This window comes from Stenotrophomonas sp. 28608_Sma, assembly GCF_056486185.1.
Map to the genome: position 1 here is coordinate 3276138 of NZ_CM151308.1, position 12548 is coordinate 3288685.

General features: G+C 67.5%; 14 protein-coding genes. 7 read left to right on the top strand and 7 right to left on the bottom strand.

Annotated features, from left to right (window positions below):
• Positions 1-49 precede the first annotated feature (49 nt).
• The 5 genes from asnB to ACZLHH_RS15570 all read right to left on the bottom strand — a co-directional run bounded on the left by asnB (position 50) and on the right by ACZLHH_RS15570 (position 6701).
• Entirely contained in the window at positions 50-1993 is a 1944-nt protein-coding gene (asnB, locus tag ACZLHH_RS15550; protein WP_154264005.1) for an asparagine synthase (glutamine-hydrolyzing), read from the bottom strand.
• 3 nt (positions 1994-1996) lie between these two features.
• Complete coding sequence (locus ACZLHH_RS15555) at positions 1997-4276, bottom strand: thiamine pyrophosphate-dependent enzyme (RefSeq protein ID WP_180845207.1); 2280 nt, start codon at positions 4274-4276, stop codon at positions 1997-1999.
• Between the two features lie 78 nt (positions 4277-4354).
• The gene (locus ACZLHH_RS15560) at positions 4355-5011 is read right to left on the bottom strand and encodes a glutathione S-transferase family protein (RefSeq protein ID WP_180845208.1); all 657 of its coding nucleotides are present in this window, start codon (positions 5009-5011) and stop codon (positions 4355-4357) included.
• A gap of 175 nt (positions 5012-5186) precedes the next feature.
• Positions 5187-5729 (bottom strand): GNAT family N-acetyltransferase, encoded by a 543-nt coding sequence (locus ACZLHH_RS15565; protein WP_180845209.1) that lies wholly within the window; start codon positions 5727-5729, stop codon positions 5187-5189.
• Positions 5730-5855: 126 nt separating this feature from the next.
• Positions 5856-6701: a glycine zipper 2TM domain-containing protein gene (locus ACZLHH_RS15570; protein ID WP_049398785.1), complete on the bottom strand. Its 846-nt coding sequence runs from the start codon at positions 6699-6701 to the stop codon at positions 5856-5858.
• A 163-nt stretch (positions 6702-6864) separates the two neighbouring features.
• Between ACZLHH_RS15570 and ACZLHH_RS15575 the strand changes: the two genes are divergently transcribed.
• Together ACZLHH_RS15575 and ACZLHH_RS15580 are read left to right on the top strand one after the other, a co-directional pair.
• On the top strand, positions 6865-7080 hold the full coding sequence (locus tag ACZLHH_RS15575) for a DUF6116 family protein (RefSeq protein WP_049398753.1): 216 nt from the start codon (positions 6865-6867) through the stop codon (positions 7078-7080).
• The gene (locus tag ACZLHH_RS15580; protein ID WP_049420901.1) at positions 7077-7856 is read left to right on the top strand and encodes a TatD family hydrolase; all 780 of its coding nucleotides are present in this window, start codon (positions 7077-7079) and stop codon (positions 7854-7856) included. Before ACZLHH_RS15575 ends, ACZLHH_RS15580 begins: the two co-directional genes overlap by 4 nt.
• A 72-nt stretch (positions 7857-7928) precedes the next feature.
• Here the strand turns inward: ACZLHH_RS15580 and ACZLHH_RS15585 are convergent, their stop codons facing one another.
• Positions 7929-8756 (bottom strand): tRNA threonylcarbamoyladenosine dehydratase, encoded by an 828-nt coding sequence (locus ACZLHH_RS15585; protein ID WP_180845210.1) that lies wholly within the window; start codon positions 8754-8756, stop codon positions 7929-7931.
• A gap of 80 nt (positions 8757-8836) precedes the next feature.
• Between ACZLHH_RS15585 and ACZLHH_RS15590 the strand changes: the two genes are divergently transcribed.
• On the top strand, positions 8837-9271 hold the full coding sequence (locus ACZLHH_RS15590) for a cytochrome c (protein ID WP_180845211.1): 435 nt from the start codon (positions 8837-8839) through the stop codon (positions 9269-9271).
• Positions 9272-9407: 136 nt separating this feature from the next.
• A complete protein-coding gene (locus tag ACZLHH_RS15595; protein ID WP_010486804.1) occupies positions 9408-9902 on the top strand; it encodes a glycine zipper 2TM domain-containing protein in 495 nt (164 codons plus the stop codon).
• A 71-nt stretch (positions 9903-9973) separates the two neighbouring features.
• Here the strand turns inward: ACZLHH_RS15595 and ACZLHH_RS15600 are convergent, their stop codons facing one another.
• Positions 9974-10183 (bottom strand): cold-shock protein, encoded by a 210-nt coding sequence (locus ACZLHH_RS15600; RefSeq protein ID WP_005410290.1) that lies wholly within the window; start codon positions 10181-10183, stop codon positions 9974-9976.
• Between the two features lie 236 nt (positions 10184-10419).
• Here ACZLHH_RS15600 and ACZLHH_RS15605 point away from each other — a divergent pair, with 236 nt between their 5' ends.
• The 3 genes from ACZLHH_RS15605 (at position 10420) to arsC (ending at position 12520) form a co-directional block, all read left to right on the top strand.
• Positions 10420-10905, top strand: a complete 486-nt coding sequence (locus tag ACZLHH_RS15605; RefSeq protein WP_049398758.1) for a DUF456 domain-containing protein — start codon at positions 10420-10422, stop codon at positions 10903-10905.
• A 119-nt stretch (positions 10906-11024) separates the two neighbouring features.
• Positions 11025-12179 (top strand): phospholipase A, encoded by a 1155-nt coding sequence (locus ACZLHH_RS15610; RefSeq protein WP_019337376.1) that lies wholly within the window; start codon positions 11025-11027, stop codon positions 12177-12179.
• Positions 12179-12520: an arsenate reductase (glutaredoxin) gene (gene arsC, locus ACZLHH_RS15615; RefSeq protein ID WP_071229758.1), complete on the top strand. Its 342-nt coding sequence runs from the start codon at positions 12179-12181 to the stop codon at positions 12518-12520. The genes ACZLHH_RS15610 and arsC overlap by 1 nt, the downstream gene beginning before the upstream one ends.
• The last annotated feature ends 28 nt before the right edge of the window (positions 12521-12548 follow it).

A 12548-nucleotide genomic window follows, 5' to 3' on the forward strand; every position in this document is an offset into this window, starting at 1 on the left:
GGTGCGGGAGGCCCAGCCTAGTCGCCGGGCCCTTGCATGCCGGTGAAGATCAGCCGCCGGTCACGCCCGCGCGCACCTGCCGCCAATGCGCCTGCCAGGCCTGGAACATCAGCACGTTCCACAGATGGGTATGCCACTTGCGTTGGCCGCCGAGGAACTGCTGCCACAGCGGCTGTACCGCGGCCGCCGACAGCACGCCCTCCTGCTCCAGCCGCGCGGGCTGCAGCAGGTCTTCGGCCCACGGCCGCAGGTCGCCCTTCAGCCAGTCACTGACCGGCGCGCCGAAGCCACGCTTGGGCCGGTGCACCATCGACTGCGGCACATAACGGCCCAGCACGCGCTTGAGCAGCACCTTGCTGGTGGTTTCACTGCGCTTGAAGCCCAGCGGCAGCGACCAGGCGAACTCGGCCACGCGAGAATCCAACAACGGTGCGCGGGCTTCCAGGCTGACCGCCATCGAGGTGCGGTCGACCTTGCACAGCAGGTCGTCCGGCAGGTAGGTCACGTAATCGGCCAGCATCATCGCATCGGCCGGTGTGCCGGCACCGTGCAACGGGTCGGCCAGGTCGTAGAAGCTGCCCGCGGCCTGCGCCCCGGGCACTGCCGCCGCCGGGTCGCGCCAGCGCGAGATGCGGTTGCGGTACACGTCACCGATGCCACGCGCACCGGACTCGGCCAGCAGCGCGGCCAGGCCGCCGGTACGCGAGGCCTCGCCCTGCTGCTGGGAGCGCGCGCCCATCCAGCGCCGCAGCGGCCCCGGCACACGGCCCAGCATCTGCCAGTTGCGCAGCGCGCGTACATAGCGGGTATAGCCGAAGAACAGCTCGTCGCCACCATCGCCGGACAGCGCCACGGTCACGCCCTGCCGCGCCAGGCGGGCGACCAGCGCGGTCGGCACCTGCGAGGCATCGGCGAAGGGTTCGTCGAACATCGCCGGCAACTGCGGCACCACCGCCAACGCATCGGCACCGCTGACGTAGAGTTCAGTGTGGTCGCAGCCCAGATGCGCGGCCAGTTCCTTGGCCAGCGGCGCCTCGTCGTGGCCCGAACCGGTGAACCCGATGCTGAAGCTGTGCACCGGCTGGCCACTTTGTGCCTGCATCAGCGCGGCAACCAGCGACGAATCGGTGCCGCCGGACAGGAACACGCCCACCGGCACGTCGGCCACCATGCGCAGCGCCACCGCGTCACGCAGCAGCCCGTCCAGCTGCTCCTCGGCTTCCTCGATGCGGCCCTGGAACGGCGCAGCCAGCGCCGCCTGCATGCGCGCACGCGCATCCCAGTACGGGCGCTGCGCCTGCTCCGGCCGGTGCGCGGCCGCACCCGCCGCCACGGCTTCCGCATCCAGGCGCAGCACGCGCCCGGGCATCAATTTGTAGCAGCGCTGGTGGATGCTGTGCGGCGCCGGAATGTAATCCAGCCGCAGCAGCAGGGTCAGGGCGTCACGGTCGATGTCGTTGTCGAAGGCCGGGTGCTGCCACAGCGCCTTCAGTTCCGAACCGAACACCAGCGTGTCGCCGGCCCAGCCGTAGTACAGCGGCTTCTTGCCGACACGGTCGCGGGCCAGCCACAGGCACTGCTCCTGGCGGTCCCACAGCGCAATGGCGAACATGCCGTTGCAGCGCTGCAGGGTGTCTTCCATGCCCCATTGCAGAATCGCTGCCAGCAGCACCTCGGTGTCGGAGTGCCCACGGAAGGCGTGTCCCAGCGGCTCCAGTTCGGCACGAAGGGCGGCGAAGTTGTAGACCTCGCCGTTGTAAGCCATCACGTAGCGACCATCGGACGAGGCCATCGGCTGGTGGCCCAGCGGCGACAGGTCGAGAATGCTCAGCCGACGGTGCGCCAGCGCGATGCCGGCCCCGGCATCGACCCAGCTGCCGCCATCATCCGGCCCGCGGTGGTGCAGCGCCTCGCCCATGGCCAGGACCTGCGCCTGCAGCACCTCGGCCGACGCCACCGGCGCCGGCAACAACATTCCCGCCAATCCACACATACATCAGGGTTCCTGCGCCAGTTCAAGGGCGGCGCCAATCACCGCATTGTCGCTTGGAAGCCCGAACATTGCTGCCCCCGCCAGCGGCGTATAGGTATCGGCACCGCAGACCCGGCGCAATGGCAGGTGGCCGAAACCGGCCTCGACCAGGGCGGTGACCACGCCCTCGCCCACCCCGCCACTATGGCGGCCCTCGTCCAGCACCAGCACCCGCCGCGCACTGGCCGCCTGACTGGCGATGAAGCCGGCATCCAGCGGCACCAGCCAGCGCAGGTCGACCACCCGCACCTGCCAGCCCAGCTGCTGCTCGATTGCCCGCGCCGCGCGCAGCGCCATCGGCACGCCGTTGCCATAGGTGTAGGCCACCAGGTCGCCTGCCTCCGGCGCATAGACCCGCCCTTCGCCCGGCACCAGCGCCTGGCCCTGGGCGGGGTAGTCGAACAGCCACTGGCCATCGCCCGGCGCATGCAGGTCCTTGCTCATGTACAGCGCGATCGGCTCCAGGAACACCGCCACCCGCCCGTCCACCCGCGCCAGCGCGGCCAACGTGCGCAGCATCATCACCGCATCGTCGCCGCGCGACGGGCAACCGACCACCAGGCCGGGAATGTCGCGCAGCGCGGTGATCGAATTGTCGTTGTGGAAGTGGCCACCGAAGCCTTTCTGGTAGCCCAGCCCGGCCACCCGAACCAGCATCGGGTTGCGGTACTGGTCATTGGAGAAGAACTGCAGCGAGCACGCTTCGCCGCGCACCTGGTCGATGGCGTTGTGCAGGTAGGCCAGGTACTGGATCTCCGGGATCGGCAGCATGCCCATGTTGGCCAGGCCCTGCGCCATGCCCAGGATCATGGTCTCGTCCAGCAGGGTGTTGAACACCCGGCGTGGGCCGAAGCGGCGCAGCAGATCCTTGGTGACGGTATAGACACCGCCCTTCTGCGCGACGTCCTCACCGAACAGCAGGCTCTGCGGATACTTGGCCAGCAGCTCCTGCAGGCCGTGGTTGATCTGGATGGCGAGGTGCCGTGGTGGCTGCCGCTCGGGCAGGGCCTCCGCACCGCCATACAGCGCTTCGCGCGCATCGGCGGGCACCTCGCGCCGCGCTTCGGCCTGCACCGCCGCCGGCGTGTACGGCGCCAGCGGCGCCATCACCTCCTGCAGTGACTGCAGCGTCGGGCGGCCTTCGGCATCCGCCGCCGCGGCCATGCAGCGCGCGCGCATCGTTTCGTAGGCGACCTCGATGGCGGCCGCATCCATCCAGCCCGACTCCATCGCGATCTGCGCCGAGCGCAGCAGCGGATCCTGCGCCTCGGCCGCGCACAGCTCCGGCAGCGCGCGCCATTCCACCTCGAAATCGGTACCGGCGTGGCCCATCAGGCGGGTGGTGCGCAGATGCAGGAAGGTGGGCCGCCGCGTGCGGCGGCAGTGCTCCACCGCCGCCTGCACCTGGGCGTGCCCGGCGGCCAGATCGAGACCATCAGCGAAGAAATAGTCGAGCCCCGGCTGGCGGCTGAAGCGCTCGGCAATCCAGCCTTCCGGCGTCTTCACTGAAATGCCCAGCCCGTTGTCCTCGCAGACGAACAGGATCGGCGCCGGCAGCTTCTGGTAGGCCGACCACATCGCGGTGTTGAACGCGGTCTGCGCGGTGGCATGGTTGGCCGAGGCGTCGCCGAACGAGCACAGCACGATGCTGTCGGCCGGGATCGGCAACGGCTGCCCCAGGCGCTTGCCGCTCTCGATGGCCAGCGCGGTGCCCAGCGCTTTCGGCAGGTGCGACGCGATGGTCGAGGTCTGCGGCAGCACCCACAACGGTTTGCTGCCCCACACCTTGTGGCGGCCCCCGCTGGCCGGGTCATCGGCGCTGGCGGCGAAAGACAGTGCGGCATCGCGCAGCGGATCAATGCCCGGCAGCTGGCGCGAACGCTCGGCCATGAAGGCACCGGAGCGATAGTGCAGGAAGGCTGGATCGGTATGCCGGCAGGCCCGCGCCAGCAGCGCGTTGCCCTCGTGGCCGGAGGAACCGATGGTGTAGAAGACCTTGTTCTGAACGCGCAGCACGCGTGCCATCAGGTCCAGCTGGCGGCTGGCCAGCTGCGAATCGAACAGCTCGCCAAACGCGGCGGCAGTGAGCGTGCTGCCCGGCAGGATCGGCGCATCCGGTGCCGGGCGCGGACGCGGGGTGCCGCGCCAGCCACGTACCGCATCGAGGAAGTTGACGTCGCACACTTCGGCGCGGTTGAGCACGCGCATGCGTGCGGGAATCGGATCTGGAACCACAGCGAACATCGAACACCCTCCGTGTCGTTGTTGCATTCCGCCCGGCGTTGGCCAGGCGCTACCCTGTGGGGGTCACCCTGGTGAGAGTCACGCAGCCTCGAATCGCGAGCGCACTTCGGCAGTCACGGCCGGCATCGGCAGGAAGCGCGGTTGTTCACGCACGCGCTGCAGCCAGCCACGCACTTCCGGGAATGGCTCCAGACTGATACCGCCCTCTCCCGCCACGTCGGTATAGGCGAACAACGCGATATCGGCGATGCCATATCCGTTGCCGGTGAACCACTGCGCTTCGCGAAGATGTTGCTCCATTACTGCCAGCGCGGTGGCGGCGCGCTCGTGCAGGCGCGGCAGTTCGGCTCGGCGCGGTGAATCAGCGGGGGTCCAGCCACGGATGAAGCGCGCCACCGCCACGCACGGCTCGTGCGTGTACTGCTCGAAGAACATCCAGCTCAACGCCTGCGCGCGCTCCCAGCCATCGGTGGGCAGGTACGGCGTGCCCTCGGCCAGCCAGAACAGGATCGCGTTGGATTCGGTCAGCACGCGGCCATCGTCGCGGACGATCAGCGGCACCTTGGCATTCGGATTCAACGCCAGGAATTCGGGGGTGTGGGTCTGGCCATGGGCGCTGTCCACCTCCACCCAGCGGTAGCGGCTGCCGAGCTGCTCCAGCAGCAGGCGCACCTTGTGGCAATTGCCCGAGACCGACATGCCATGCACCGTCAACGGGACGCGCTCTTCCACCATCGCCTGCTCCATCGGATCCGGCCGGCGGCCAGCTGCGTGCAGTCTGGCAAGCGCGCCGATGAATGCCAAGCGCGGGTGCAGCATGGCAACCCGGTAGTGCCGGCCGCTGGCCGGCAATCGCGTTGCGGCAGATTCATGCGATTGCCGGCCAGCGGCCGGCACTACCGGGCAACGATCAGCGCGCGCGCTGCCGCCACTGCTCGCGCGACTGGCCCCAGATCTGCATCGGCTTGTCGTTGTACGGCGCTGGCAACTCCCCCATGCGCAGCAGGGTGCTGCCGAGCTTGCGCGCCACGGCCCGCGAGTTGTCGTTGTTCTCGGCGATGGTGTGGATCACTTCGTCCCAGCCCAGCATGTCGAACGCCCAATCGATTGCTGCGACCGCCGCTTCCGGCGCATAGCCCCGGCCCCAGCTGGCATGACGGATGCCCCAGCCGACCTCGGTACCGGGCCAGTCCTGCGGTTGCCAGGGCCCCATCCGCCCGATCCAGTCACCGCTGGATTTCTCGATCACGCTGAACATCGAGAAGCCAAACAGCTGCCAGGCGCCAGCCAGGCTGCAGAAGCCACGCCAGGCCACCGAAGGCGGCTGCACGCCACCAAGGGTGCGCATCGTTTCCTCGTCGGCGCAGAACGCCAGATACGGCTCGTAGTCCTCGCGCAGCAGCGGCCGCAGGATCAGCCGTTCGGTTTCGATGCGCAGGTCGAAGATGCTCATGCCGGCTCCATGTCGAAGGAAGCGTCCATGATGGTGGATTCGCGCCCCGCGCGGATGAATTTCGCCGGCTGCAACGAAACGGGCCGGCATAAGCCGGCCCGTCAGGCACTGCATGCGGCGTCTGGATTACTGGCGCGTGCTGGCCGCCGTGGCACCGGCAGCAGCGGTCTGCGTGACCAGCTGGCCGTCGACCACCGGCAGGCGATCGCTGGCCGGCTTGTTGTCCATGCGCACGGTCTTCTCGGCGCCGTCGTAGCGGTAGGTCACGTTGTAGCCCTTCACCACGTCGTTGGTACCCATGGCAATGCGGTTGCCCGGCTTGCTGGCCATGCGCATGGTACCGGTGGTGCCATCCTCGTTGCGGTAGGTCACGTTGTAGCCGGTGACGCGGCTCGACTCGGAGGTCGCGGTCTCGGTGTGGCACTGGCGCTCGGTGCGGTTGACCACGCGGCCACCCACATGGCGCTTGTCGATCTGGTTGCCGATGAAGCCACCGGCCACCGCGCCGGCCGCAGTGGCGGCCTTCTTGCCATTGCCGCCGCCGACCTGGTTGCCCAGCAGGCCACCCACCACAGCACCGACCACGGTACCGCCGACGTTGCCGTCACGTTCCGGCAGGCGCTCCTGCACCGTCACGTCCTGGCAGACTTCATGCGGGGTCTGGGTGGTGGAGGTCTCACGCACCGCGTCGGTGCCGATCACGGTGGCGTAGGCCTTCTGCTTCTCGGTGATCGGGTCGACCTTCAGCACATCGGCATATTCCAGCCCACGCGGTGCGGTCGGGTCGAGAGTGTCACCACGCGCGCCATCGTCGGTGGCGTTGCCATCGACCAGGCGCGATTCACCATTGGGGGTTCCGGCGCTGATGGAATCGGGCGATCTGTCGCCACTCTTCATGAAGGCGGCAGTGGCGATGCCACCGACCAGCAGCGCGCCCGCTGCGACCAGGACAGTTGTAGTTGTGCTTTTCATGACCTGCTCCTTGCGGACCATCCGCAACGTTCTCGAACCAGATTGCAGCATGCGCTGCCTGAACGGAATCTCCACATTTCCTGCTCATTCCCGTAACCCATTCAGCATCGAGAAATGCTGGGCCCGTGGTAGCGTTTGCATATCCCCCAGGAGGACTCCCGCCATGGCCAACCCGATGCTGCTGCCGGTACTGCAATGGGCGCGCCGGCTGCGCTACCCCACCCTGTTCAAGCTCACCGCGGGCCTGTTCGCGCTGACCCTGTTCATCCCGGACCCGATTCCGTTCGTCGATGAGCTGGTGCTCGGCTTCGGCACCCTGCTGCTGGCCAACTGGAAGCGCCGCAACACCACCACGCCTCCGCCGCTGGAGCAGCATTGAGCCTGCTGGTCGACAGCCACTGCCATCTGGACGCCAGCGAGTTCGACCGCGACCGCGCCGCGGTGGTCGAGCGTGCGCAGGCCGCTGGCGTGCACCAGCAGGTGGTGCCGGCGGTGACCGCAGCCAGCTGGCCGAAGCTGCGCGAGGTCTGCCAGCAGGCGCCGGGGCTGTACCCAGCCTACGGCCTGCATCCGATGTTCCTGGCCGAGCACCAGCCTGGACACCTGCCGCTGCTGCGCGAGTGGATCGAACGCGAACGCCCCTGCGCGATCGGCGAATGTGGTCTGGACTTTTTCGTTGAAGGCCTGGATGCCGAGGCGCAACAGGCATATTTCATCGGTCAGCTGGAACTGGCCCGTGAGTTCGAGCTGCCGGTGATCGTGCATGCACGGCGCGCGGTGGATGCGGTGATCGCCGCGATCCGTCGCGTCGGCGGCCTGCGCGGCGTGGTGCACAGCTTTTCCGGCAGTCCAGAACAGGCAGCGCAACTGCACAGGCAGGGCTTCCTGCTCGGGCTCGGCGGCCCGTTGACCTACGAACGCGCGCAACGCCTGCAGCGGCTGGTGCGCGAGATGCCGCTGGAACAGCTGCTGCTGGAGACCGACGCCCCGGACCAGCCTGACGCCGGCATCCGCGGCCAGCGCAACGAACCGGCCCGGCTGGCGATCATCGCCCGCCACGTGGCGGCGCTACGCGGGATGGAGCTGGACGCGGTGGCCCAGGCCACGACGGAGAACGCGCGGCGGCTGTTCGCGCTGCCCGCAATGCAACGGTAGGTACCGGCCGCTGGCCGGCATCTGCGCTGATTCAATCATTCCGGAGTTGCCGGCCAGCGGCCGGCACTACCATCACGCGTCAGCGTGACCCTCGACCACTTCGGCCTTCACCTTCTTCGGCTCCAGCAGCATTTCAAGCGCCTTGCCGACCGCCGCGAACGCGAACGCACCGGTGATGTGGGTCGCCGCACCCAGGCCCGCGCCGCAGTCCAGCTTCAATGCCGCATCAGCGCCCAGGTTCGGGCGGATGCCACAGACGCTGCCATCGGCCTGCGGGTACTTCACATTCTCCAGCGAATACACCGCCGGCACGCCGAAGTAGCGCTTGGCATTCTTCGGAAAGTTGAACTCGCTGCGCAGCTTCTTGCGGATCAACGCCAGCATGGCGTCGTGCTCGGTGCGCGAGACATCGCGGATGCGCACCAGGGTGGGATCGGTGCGACCACCGGCAGCCCCCACGGTCAGCAGCGGCAGCTTGCGGCGGCGGCACCAGGCAATCGTCTCGACCTTGACCCGGAAGCTGTCGCAGGCATCGATCACCAGGTCAAAGCCACGGTCCAGCAGTTCGGCCATGTTCGACACCGTCAGGAACGCCTGTACGGCATCGACCTCGATGTCCGGGTTGATCGCGCGGCAGCGTTCGGCCATCGCCTCGGCTTTGTTGCGGCCGTAGTTGCCTTCCATCGCCGGCAGTTGCCGGTTGGTGTTGGACACGCAGATGTCATCGGCATCGATCAGGGTCAGGTGACCGACCGCCGAACGGGCCAATGCCTCCACCACCCACGAGCCAACGCCACCCATGCCCACCACCGCCACGCGGCTGCCCTGCAGGCGCTCGAGTGCACCCACGCCATACAGCCGTTCGATGCCGGCGAAGCGTTGTTTGACCTGTTCGTTCATCCGGCTATTTTAACGTGCAGGCGCCAGCGCCTGCAGCGCGCCGGTATCGAACCCACCGTTGCACGTCCGGAGAGCCCGCCATGAACGCCAGCCCGCCCCGCCGCCCGTCCACCGCCTACCGCTATCTGTTCGTGCTCGGCCTGGGCCTGTTGATCGGCCTGATCGCCACGGTGATGGTCGGCCGCGCCCTGCAGGCCCGCCGCGATCCGTTCCCGGACAGCCTGATGCAGGTGATGCAACGGCAATCACAGCTGCTGCAGCAGGCCCAGCAGCGGAACCGCTGCAGCTTGGCCGACAGCGTGCCGCGGTTGCAGGCGATGCGCCTGCTGTCCAACGACCTGGACCTGGCCTTTCCCGGGCTGAAGGACAGCGCGCAGTTCCAGCAGCATGCCAGCCAGCTGCGCGGCAACCTCAACGCCGCTCTGGCGGCGCCGCCCAGCGACTGCACGGCCCTGGCCCGGGTGGTGGAAACGGTGCAGGCCGACTGCCGCGCCTGCCACCAGGACTTCCGCTGAGCCGCATTCATCCTGCAGCCGGACAAGGCCTGCGCGGTTGGCGCCTTGTTCACGTTCAAAAGGGGACGATTCGTCCACCCTGCTGCATGACGCAGTACCACCCCAGACACCCGCCTTCACGGCCAGGAGACGCCCCATGAAGATCCAGCTCATCGCCGCCAGCGCCATCGCTACCCTTGCCCTGGCTGGCTGTGCCACCTCGCCCGGCTACGGCGGTGGTGGTTACAACAACGGCTACAACAATGGCGGCTACGGCAACAATGGTGGCTACAACCAGGGCCGCTGCGCCGACTGCGGCATCGTGACCCGCATCAACACCGTGCAGTCCGGCCGTACCGCGCCCAGCGCGACCGGCGCGATCCTGGGCGGCATCGTCGGCGCCGTGGCCGGCCACGAGATCTCCGACCACACCGGCGGCAGCCGTGGCAACAAGAACATCGCCGCCGCTGCAGGCGCGGTCGGTGGCGCACTGGCCGGCAACCAGATCCAGAAGAACGTGACCAGCGACACCTACGACATCAGCGTGCGCATGGACGATGGCCGCACCATCGTGGTCAACCAGCGCGACCTCGGCGGCATCCGCGAGAACACCTACGTGCGCGTGGTCAACGGCAAGGTCATCCTGCGCTGACCTGCATCGGGCCGATGGCAAAGAAAAGGCCCGCTTGCGCGGGCCTTTTCATTTGACGGTATGCAGCGCGATCAGGTCGGCTGAACGGCGTCGGCCTGCAGGCCCTTCTGGCCCTGCACGACGGTGAAGGTGACCTTCTGGCCTTCCTTCAGGCTCTTGAAGCCCTGGGTCTGGATGGCACGGAAGTGCACGAACACGTCTTCGCCGTTTTCACGGCTGATGAAGCCGAAGCCCTTTGCATCGTTGAACCACTTGACGGTACCGGTCTCGCGATCAGACATCTCACTAACTCCCTGGTGACTCTCTCTTGTTGTAGGAAACGCCTGGTGGGCGGCTGACAAGCAAGGGGGAAGCGAGGTGCATCGATGCAGCGGATCGGGAAGATCTTGCTTCATCAGGCCACGATCCACGGTGACCTTGCCAAGCTCAGCGACTGCAACTTAACCCGCCCAAAACGAAAAATCAACTGGCAAAATCTTTCACTGTCAACCCCAAAACGACCACCATACGGGACAGCATGGGACTCTCATTCATCTTATATCTGCTAGCGGTCATTTTTGTCCTCGTCGGCATCGCCGGAATCATCCTTCCGGCCCTCCCCGGCATCCCGCTGGTGTTCATCGGACTGCTGCTGGCGGCGTGGGCCGACGGCTTCGCCCACGTCGGCTGGCCGACCCTGGTCGCGCTGGGCGTACTGACCCTGCTCTCGCTGCTGGTGGACGTACTGGCCACAGTGGTGGGTGCGCAGCGGGTCGGTGCCAGCCGCAAGGCGCTGTGGGGCACGTTCGTCGGCAGCATCGTCGGGCTGTTCTTCATGCCGATCGGCCTCTTTGCCGGGCCCCTGATCGGCGCCCTGGCCGGCGAGTACTGGCACACCCGTGAACTGGGCCGCTCGACCAAGGTGGGTCTGGCCACCTGGCTCGGCATCCTGCTCGGCCTGGCGCTGAAACTGGCGGTGGTGATCGCGATGCTGGGCCTGTTCGCCTTCGCCTGGTTCCTGTAAGCCGCACCGTCTTCACGCCGCGCGCACGCGGTGGCCGTGCATAAACCGTGGGGGCTGGCCGCGATACGGTACAGCCGCCACACTGTGCGATTCCCGTATTCACCGAAGGGCCTGCTGGAATGACCCTCCCCCCGCTGCTTCCCCGCCTTGCGCCGCTGGCGCTGGCCCTGGCCAGTGCCCCATTGGCCGCGCAGGAATTCGTGCCCAGCACCGATACCTCGCCCGCGGCGTGTGCCGCCATCACCACTGACGCGGCGCGCCTGGCCTGCTATGACCGCCTGTTCGCGCATACGCCGCAGGCCACGGCCGCCGCCGATGCCGCTGCCGAGGCGGCCGCGCAGGCCCGTCGCGAAGAACGCCAGACCGCACGCGTGAGCCAGGGCGAAGAGAAACTGCGCGAGCGGGTCAGCGACCTGTTCCGCCCCGCTGCGCCCGACAGCGCGCTGGCCAATGCCGGCCGCGGTTCGCTGCTGGACAGCCGCTGGGAACTGGCCGAGGACTCCAAGCTCGGCCCATTCCAGCTGCGTGCCTACAAGCCGGTGTACCTGCTGCCGGCGTTCTGGACCAGCGACCGCAACACCACGCCGCATTCGCCGAACCCGGCCAACACGGTCACCACGCCGCAGGTGCTGGACAGCGCCGAACTGAAGTTCCAGATCAGCTTCAAGACCAAGATCGCCGAGAACCTGTTTGGCGACAACGGCGACATCTGGGCCGGCTATACCCAGAGCTCGCGCTGGCAGGCCTACAACGGCGAGGATTCGCGCCCGTTCCGCGAAACCAATTACGAGCCGGAAGTGATGATGGTGTTCCGCAACGGCTACTCGATCGGTGGCTGGCGCGGCCGCATGACCGGCATCGCGCTGAACCACCAGTCCAACGGCCGCGCCGATCCGCTGTCGCGCAGCTGGAACCGGGTCATGCTCAACATCGGCCTGGACCGCGAGAACTGGGCGCTGGTGCTGCGGCCGTGGTACCGCATTCCCGAGACCCGCAGCGACGACAACAATCCGGACATCGAGGACTACATGGGCCGCGGTGATGCGACCCTGACCTGGAACCGCAACGGCCACGAAGTCTCGTTGATGGCACGCCATTCGCTGCGTACCGGCAGCCGCTCACACGGTGCCCTGCAGCTGGATTACGGCTTCCCGATCAGCAACCTGCTGCGCGGCCACGTGCAGATCTTCGACGGCTACGGCGAAAGCCTGATCGACTACAACCACAAGGCCACCTACGTGGGCGTGGGCGTGTCCCTGCTGGAGTGGTTCTGATGGACGTGACGATCTGGCACAACCCGGCCTGCAGCAACTCGCGTGGCGCATTGAAGCTGATCCGCGATGCGGGCTTCGATCCGGAGGTGATCGAGTACCTGGGCAATCCACCCGATGTGACCACACTGCGCCAGGTGCTGGCCGAATCCAGATTGAGCGCACGTGATCTGGTGCGCAGCAAGGAAGCGCAGTTCGCCGAACTGGGCCTGGAAGATGCGGACGAGGCCACGCTGCTGGCCGCGATGGCCGCACACCCGCGCCTGATCAACCGCCCCGTGGTGCGCACGCCCAAGGGCACCCGGCTGTGCCGTCCACCGGAAACGGTGCTGGAGATCCTGTAACGGAAAAGGGGACGGAGGGGATCAAGTC

Excerpts from the sequence above, each read along its gene's own strand:
- asnB (WP_154264005.1), bottom strand. The coding sequence starts at position 1,993 with ATGTGTGGATTGGCGGGAATGTTGTTGCCGGCGCCGGTGGCGTCGGCC.
- ACZLHH_RS15555 (WP_180845207.1), bottom strand. The coding sequence starts at position 4,276 with ATGTTCGCTGTGGTTCCAGATCCGATTCCCGCACGCATGCGCGTGCTC.
- ACZLHH_RS15560 (WP_180845208.1), bottom strand. The coding sequence starts at position 5,011 with ATGGTGGAAGAGCGCGTCCCGTTGACGGTGCATGGCATGTCGGTCTCG.
- ACZLHH_RS15565 (WP_180845209.1), bottom strand. The coding sequence starts at position 5,729 with ATGAGCATCTTCGACCTGCGCATCGAAACCGAACGGCTGATCCTGCGG.
- ACZLHH_RS15570 (WP_049398785.1), bottom strand. The coding sequence starts at position 6,701 with ATGAAAAGCACAACTACAACTGTCCTGGTCGCAGCGGGCGCGCTGCTG.
- ACZLHH_RS15575 (WP_049398753.1), top strand. The coding sequence starts at position 6,865 with ATGGCCAACCCGATGCTGCTGCCGGTACTGCAATGGGCGCGCCGGCTG.
- ACZLHH_RS15585 (WP_180845210.1), bottom strand. The coding sequence starts at position 8,756 with ATGAACGAACAGGTCAAACAACGCTTCGCCGGCATCGAACGGCTGTAT.
- ACZLHH_RS15590 (WP_180845211.1), top strand. The coding sequence starts at position 8,837 with ATGAACGCCAGCCCGCCCCGCCGCCCGTCCACCGCCTACCGCTATCTG.
- ACZLHH_RS15595 (WP_010486804.1), top strand. The coding sequence starts at position 9,408 with ATGAAGATCCAGCTCATCGCCGCCAGCGCCATCGCTACCCTTGCCCTG.
- ACZLHH_RS15600 (WP_005410290.1), bottom strand. The coding sequence starts at position 10,183 with ATGTCTGATCGCGAGACCGGTACCGTCAAGTGGTTCAACGATGCAAAG.
- ACZLHH_RS15605 (WP_049398758.1), top strand. The coding sequence starts at position 10,420 with ATGGGACTCTCATTCATCTTATATCTGCTAGCGGTCATTTTTGTCCTC.
- ACZLHH_RS15610 (WP_019337376.1), top strand. The coding sequence starts at position 11,025 with ATGACCCTCCCCCCGCTGCTTCCCCGCCTTGCGCCGCTGGCGCTGGCC.
- arsC (WP_071229758.1), top strand. The coding sequence starts at position 12,179 with ATGGACGTGACGATCTGGCACAACCCGGCCTGCAGCAACTCGCGTGGC.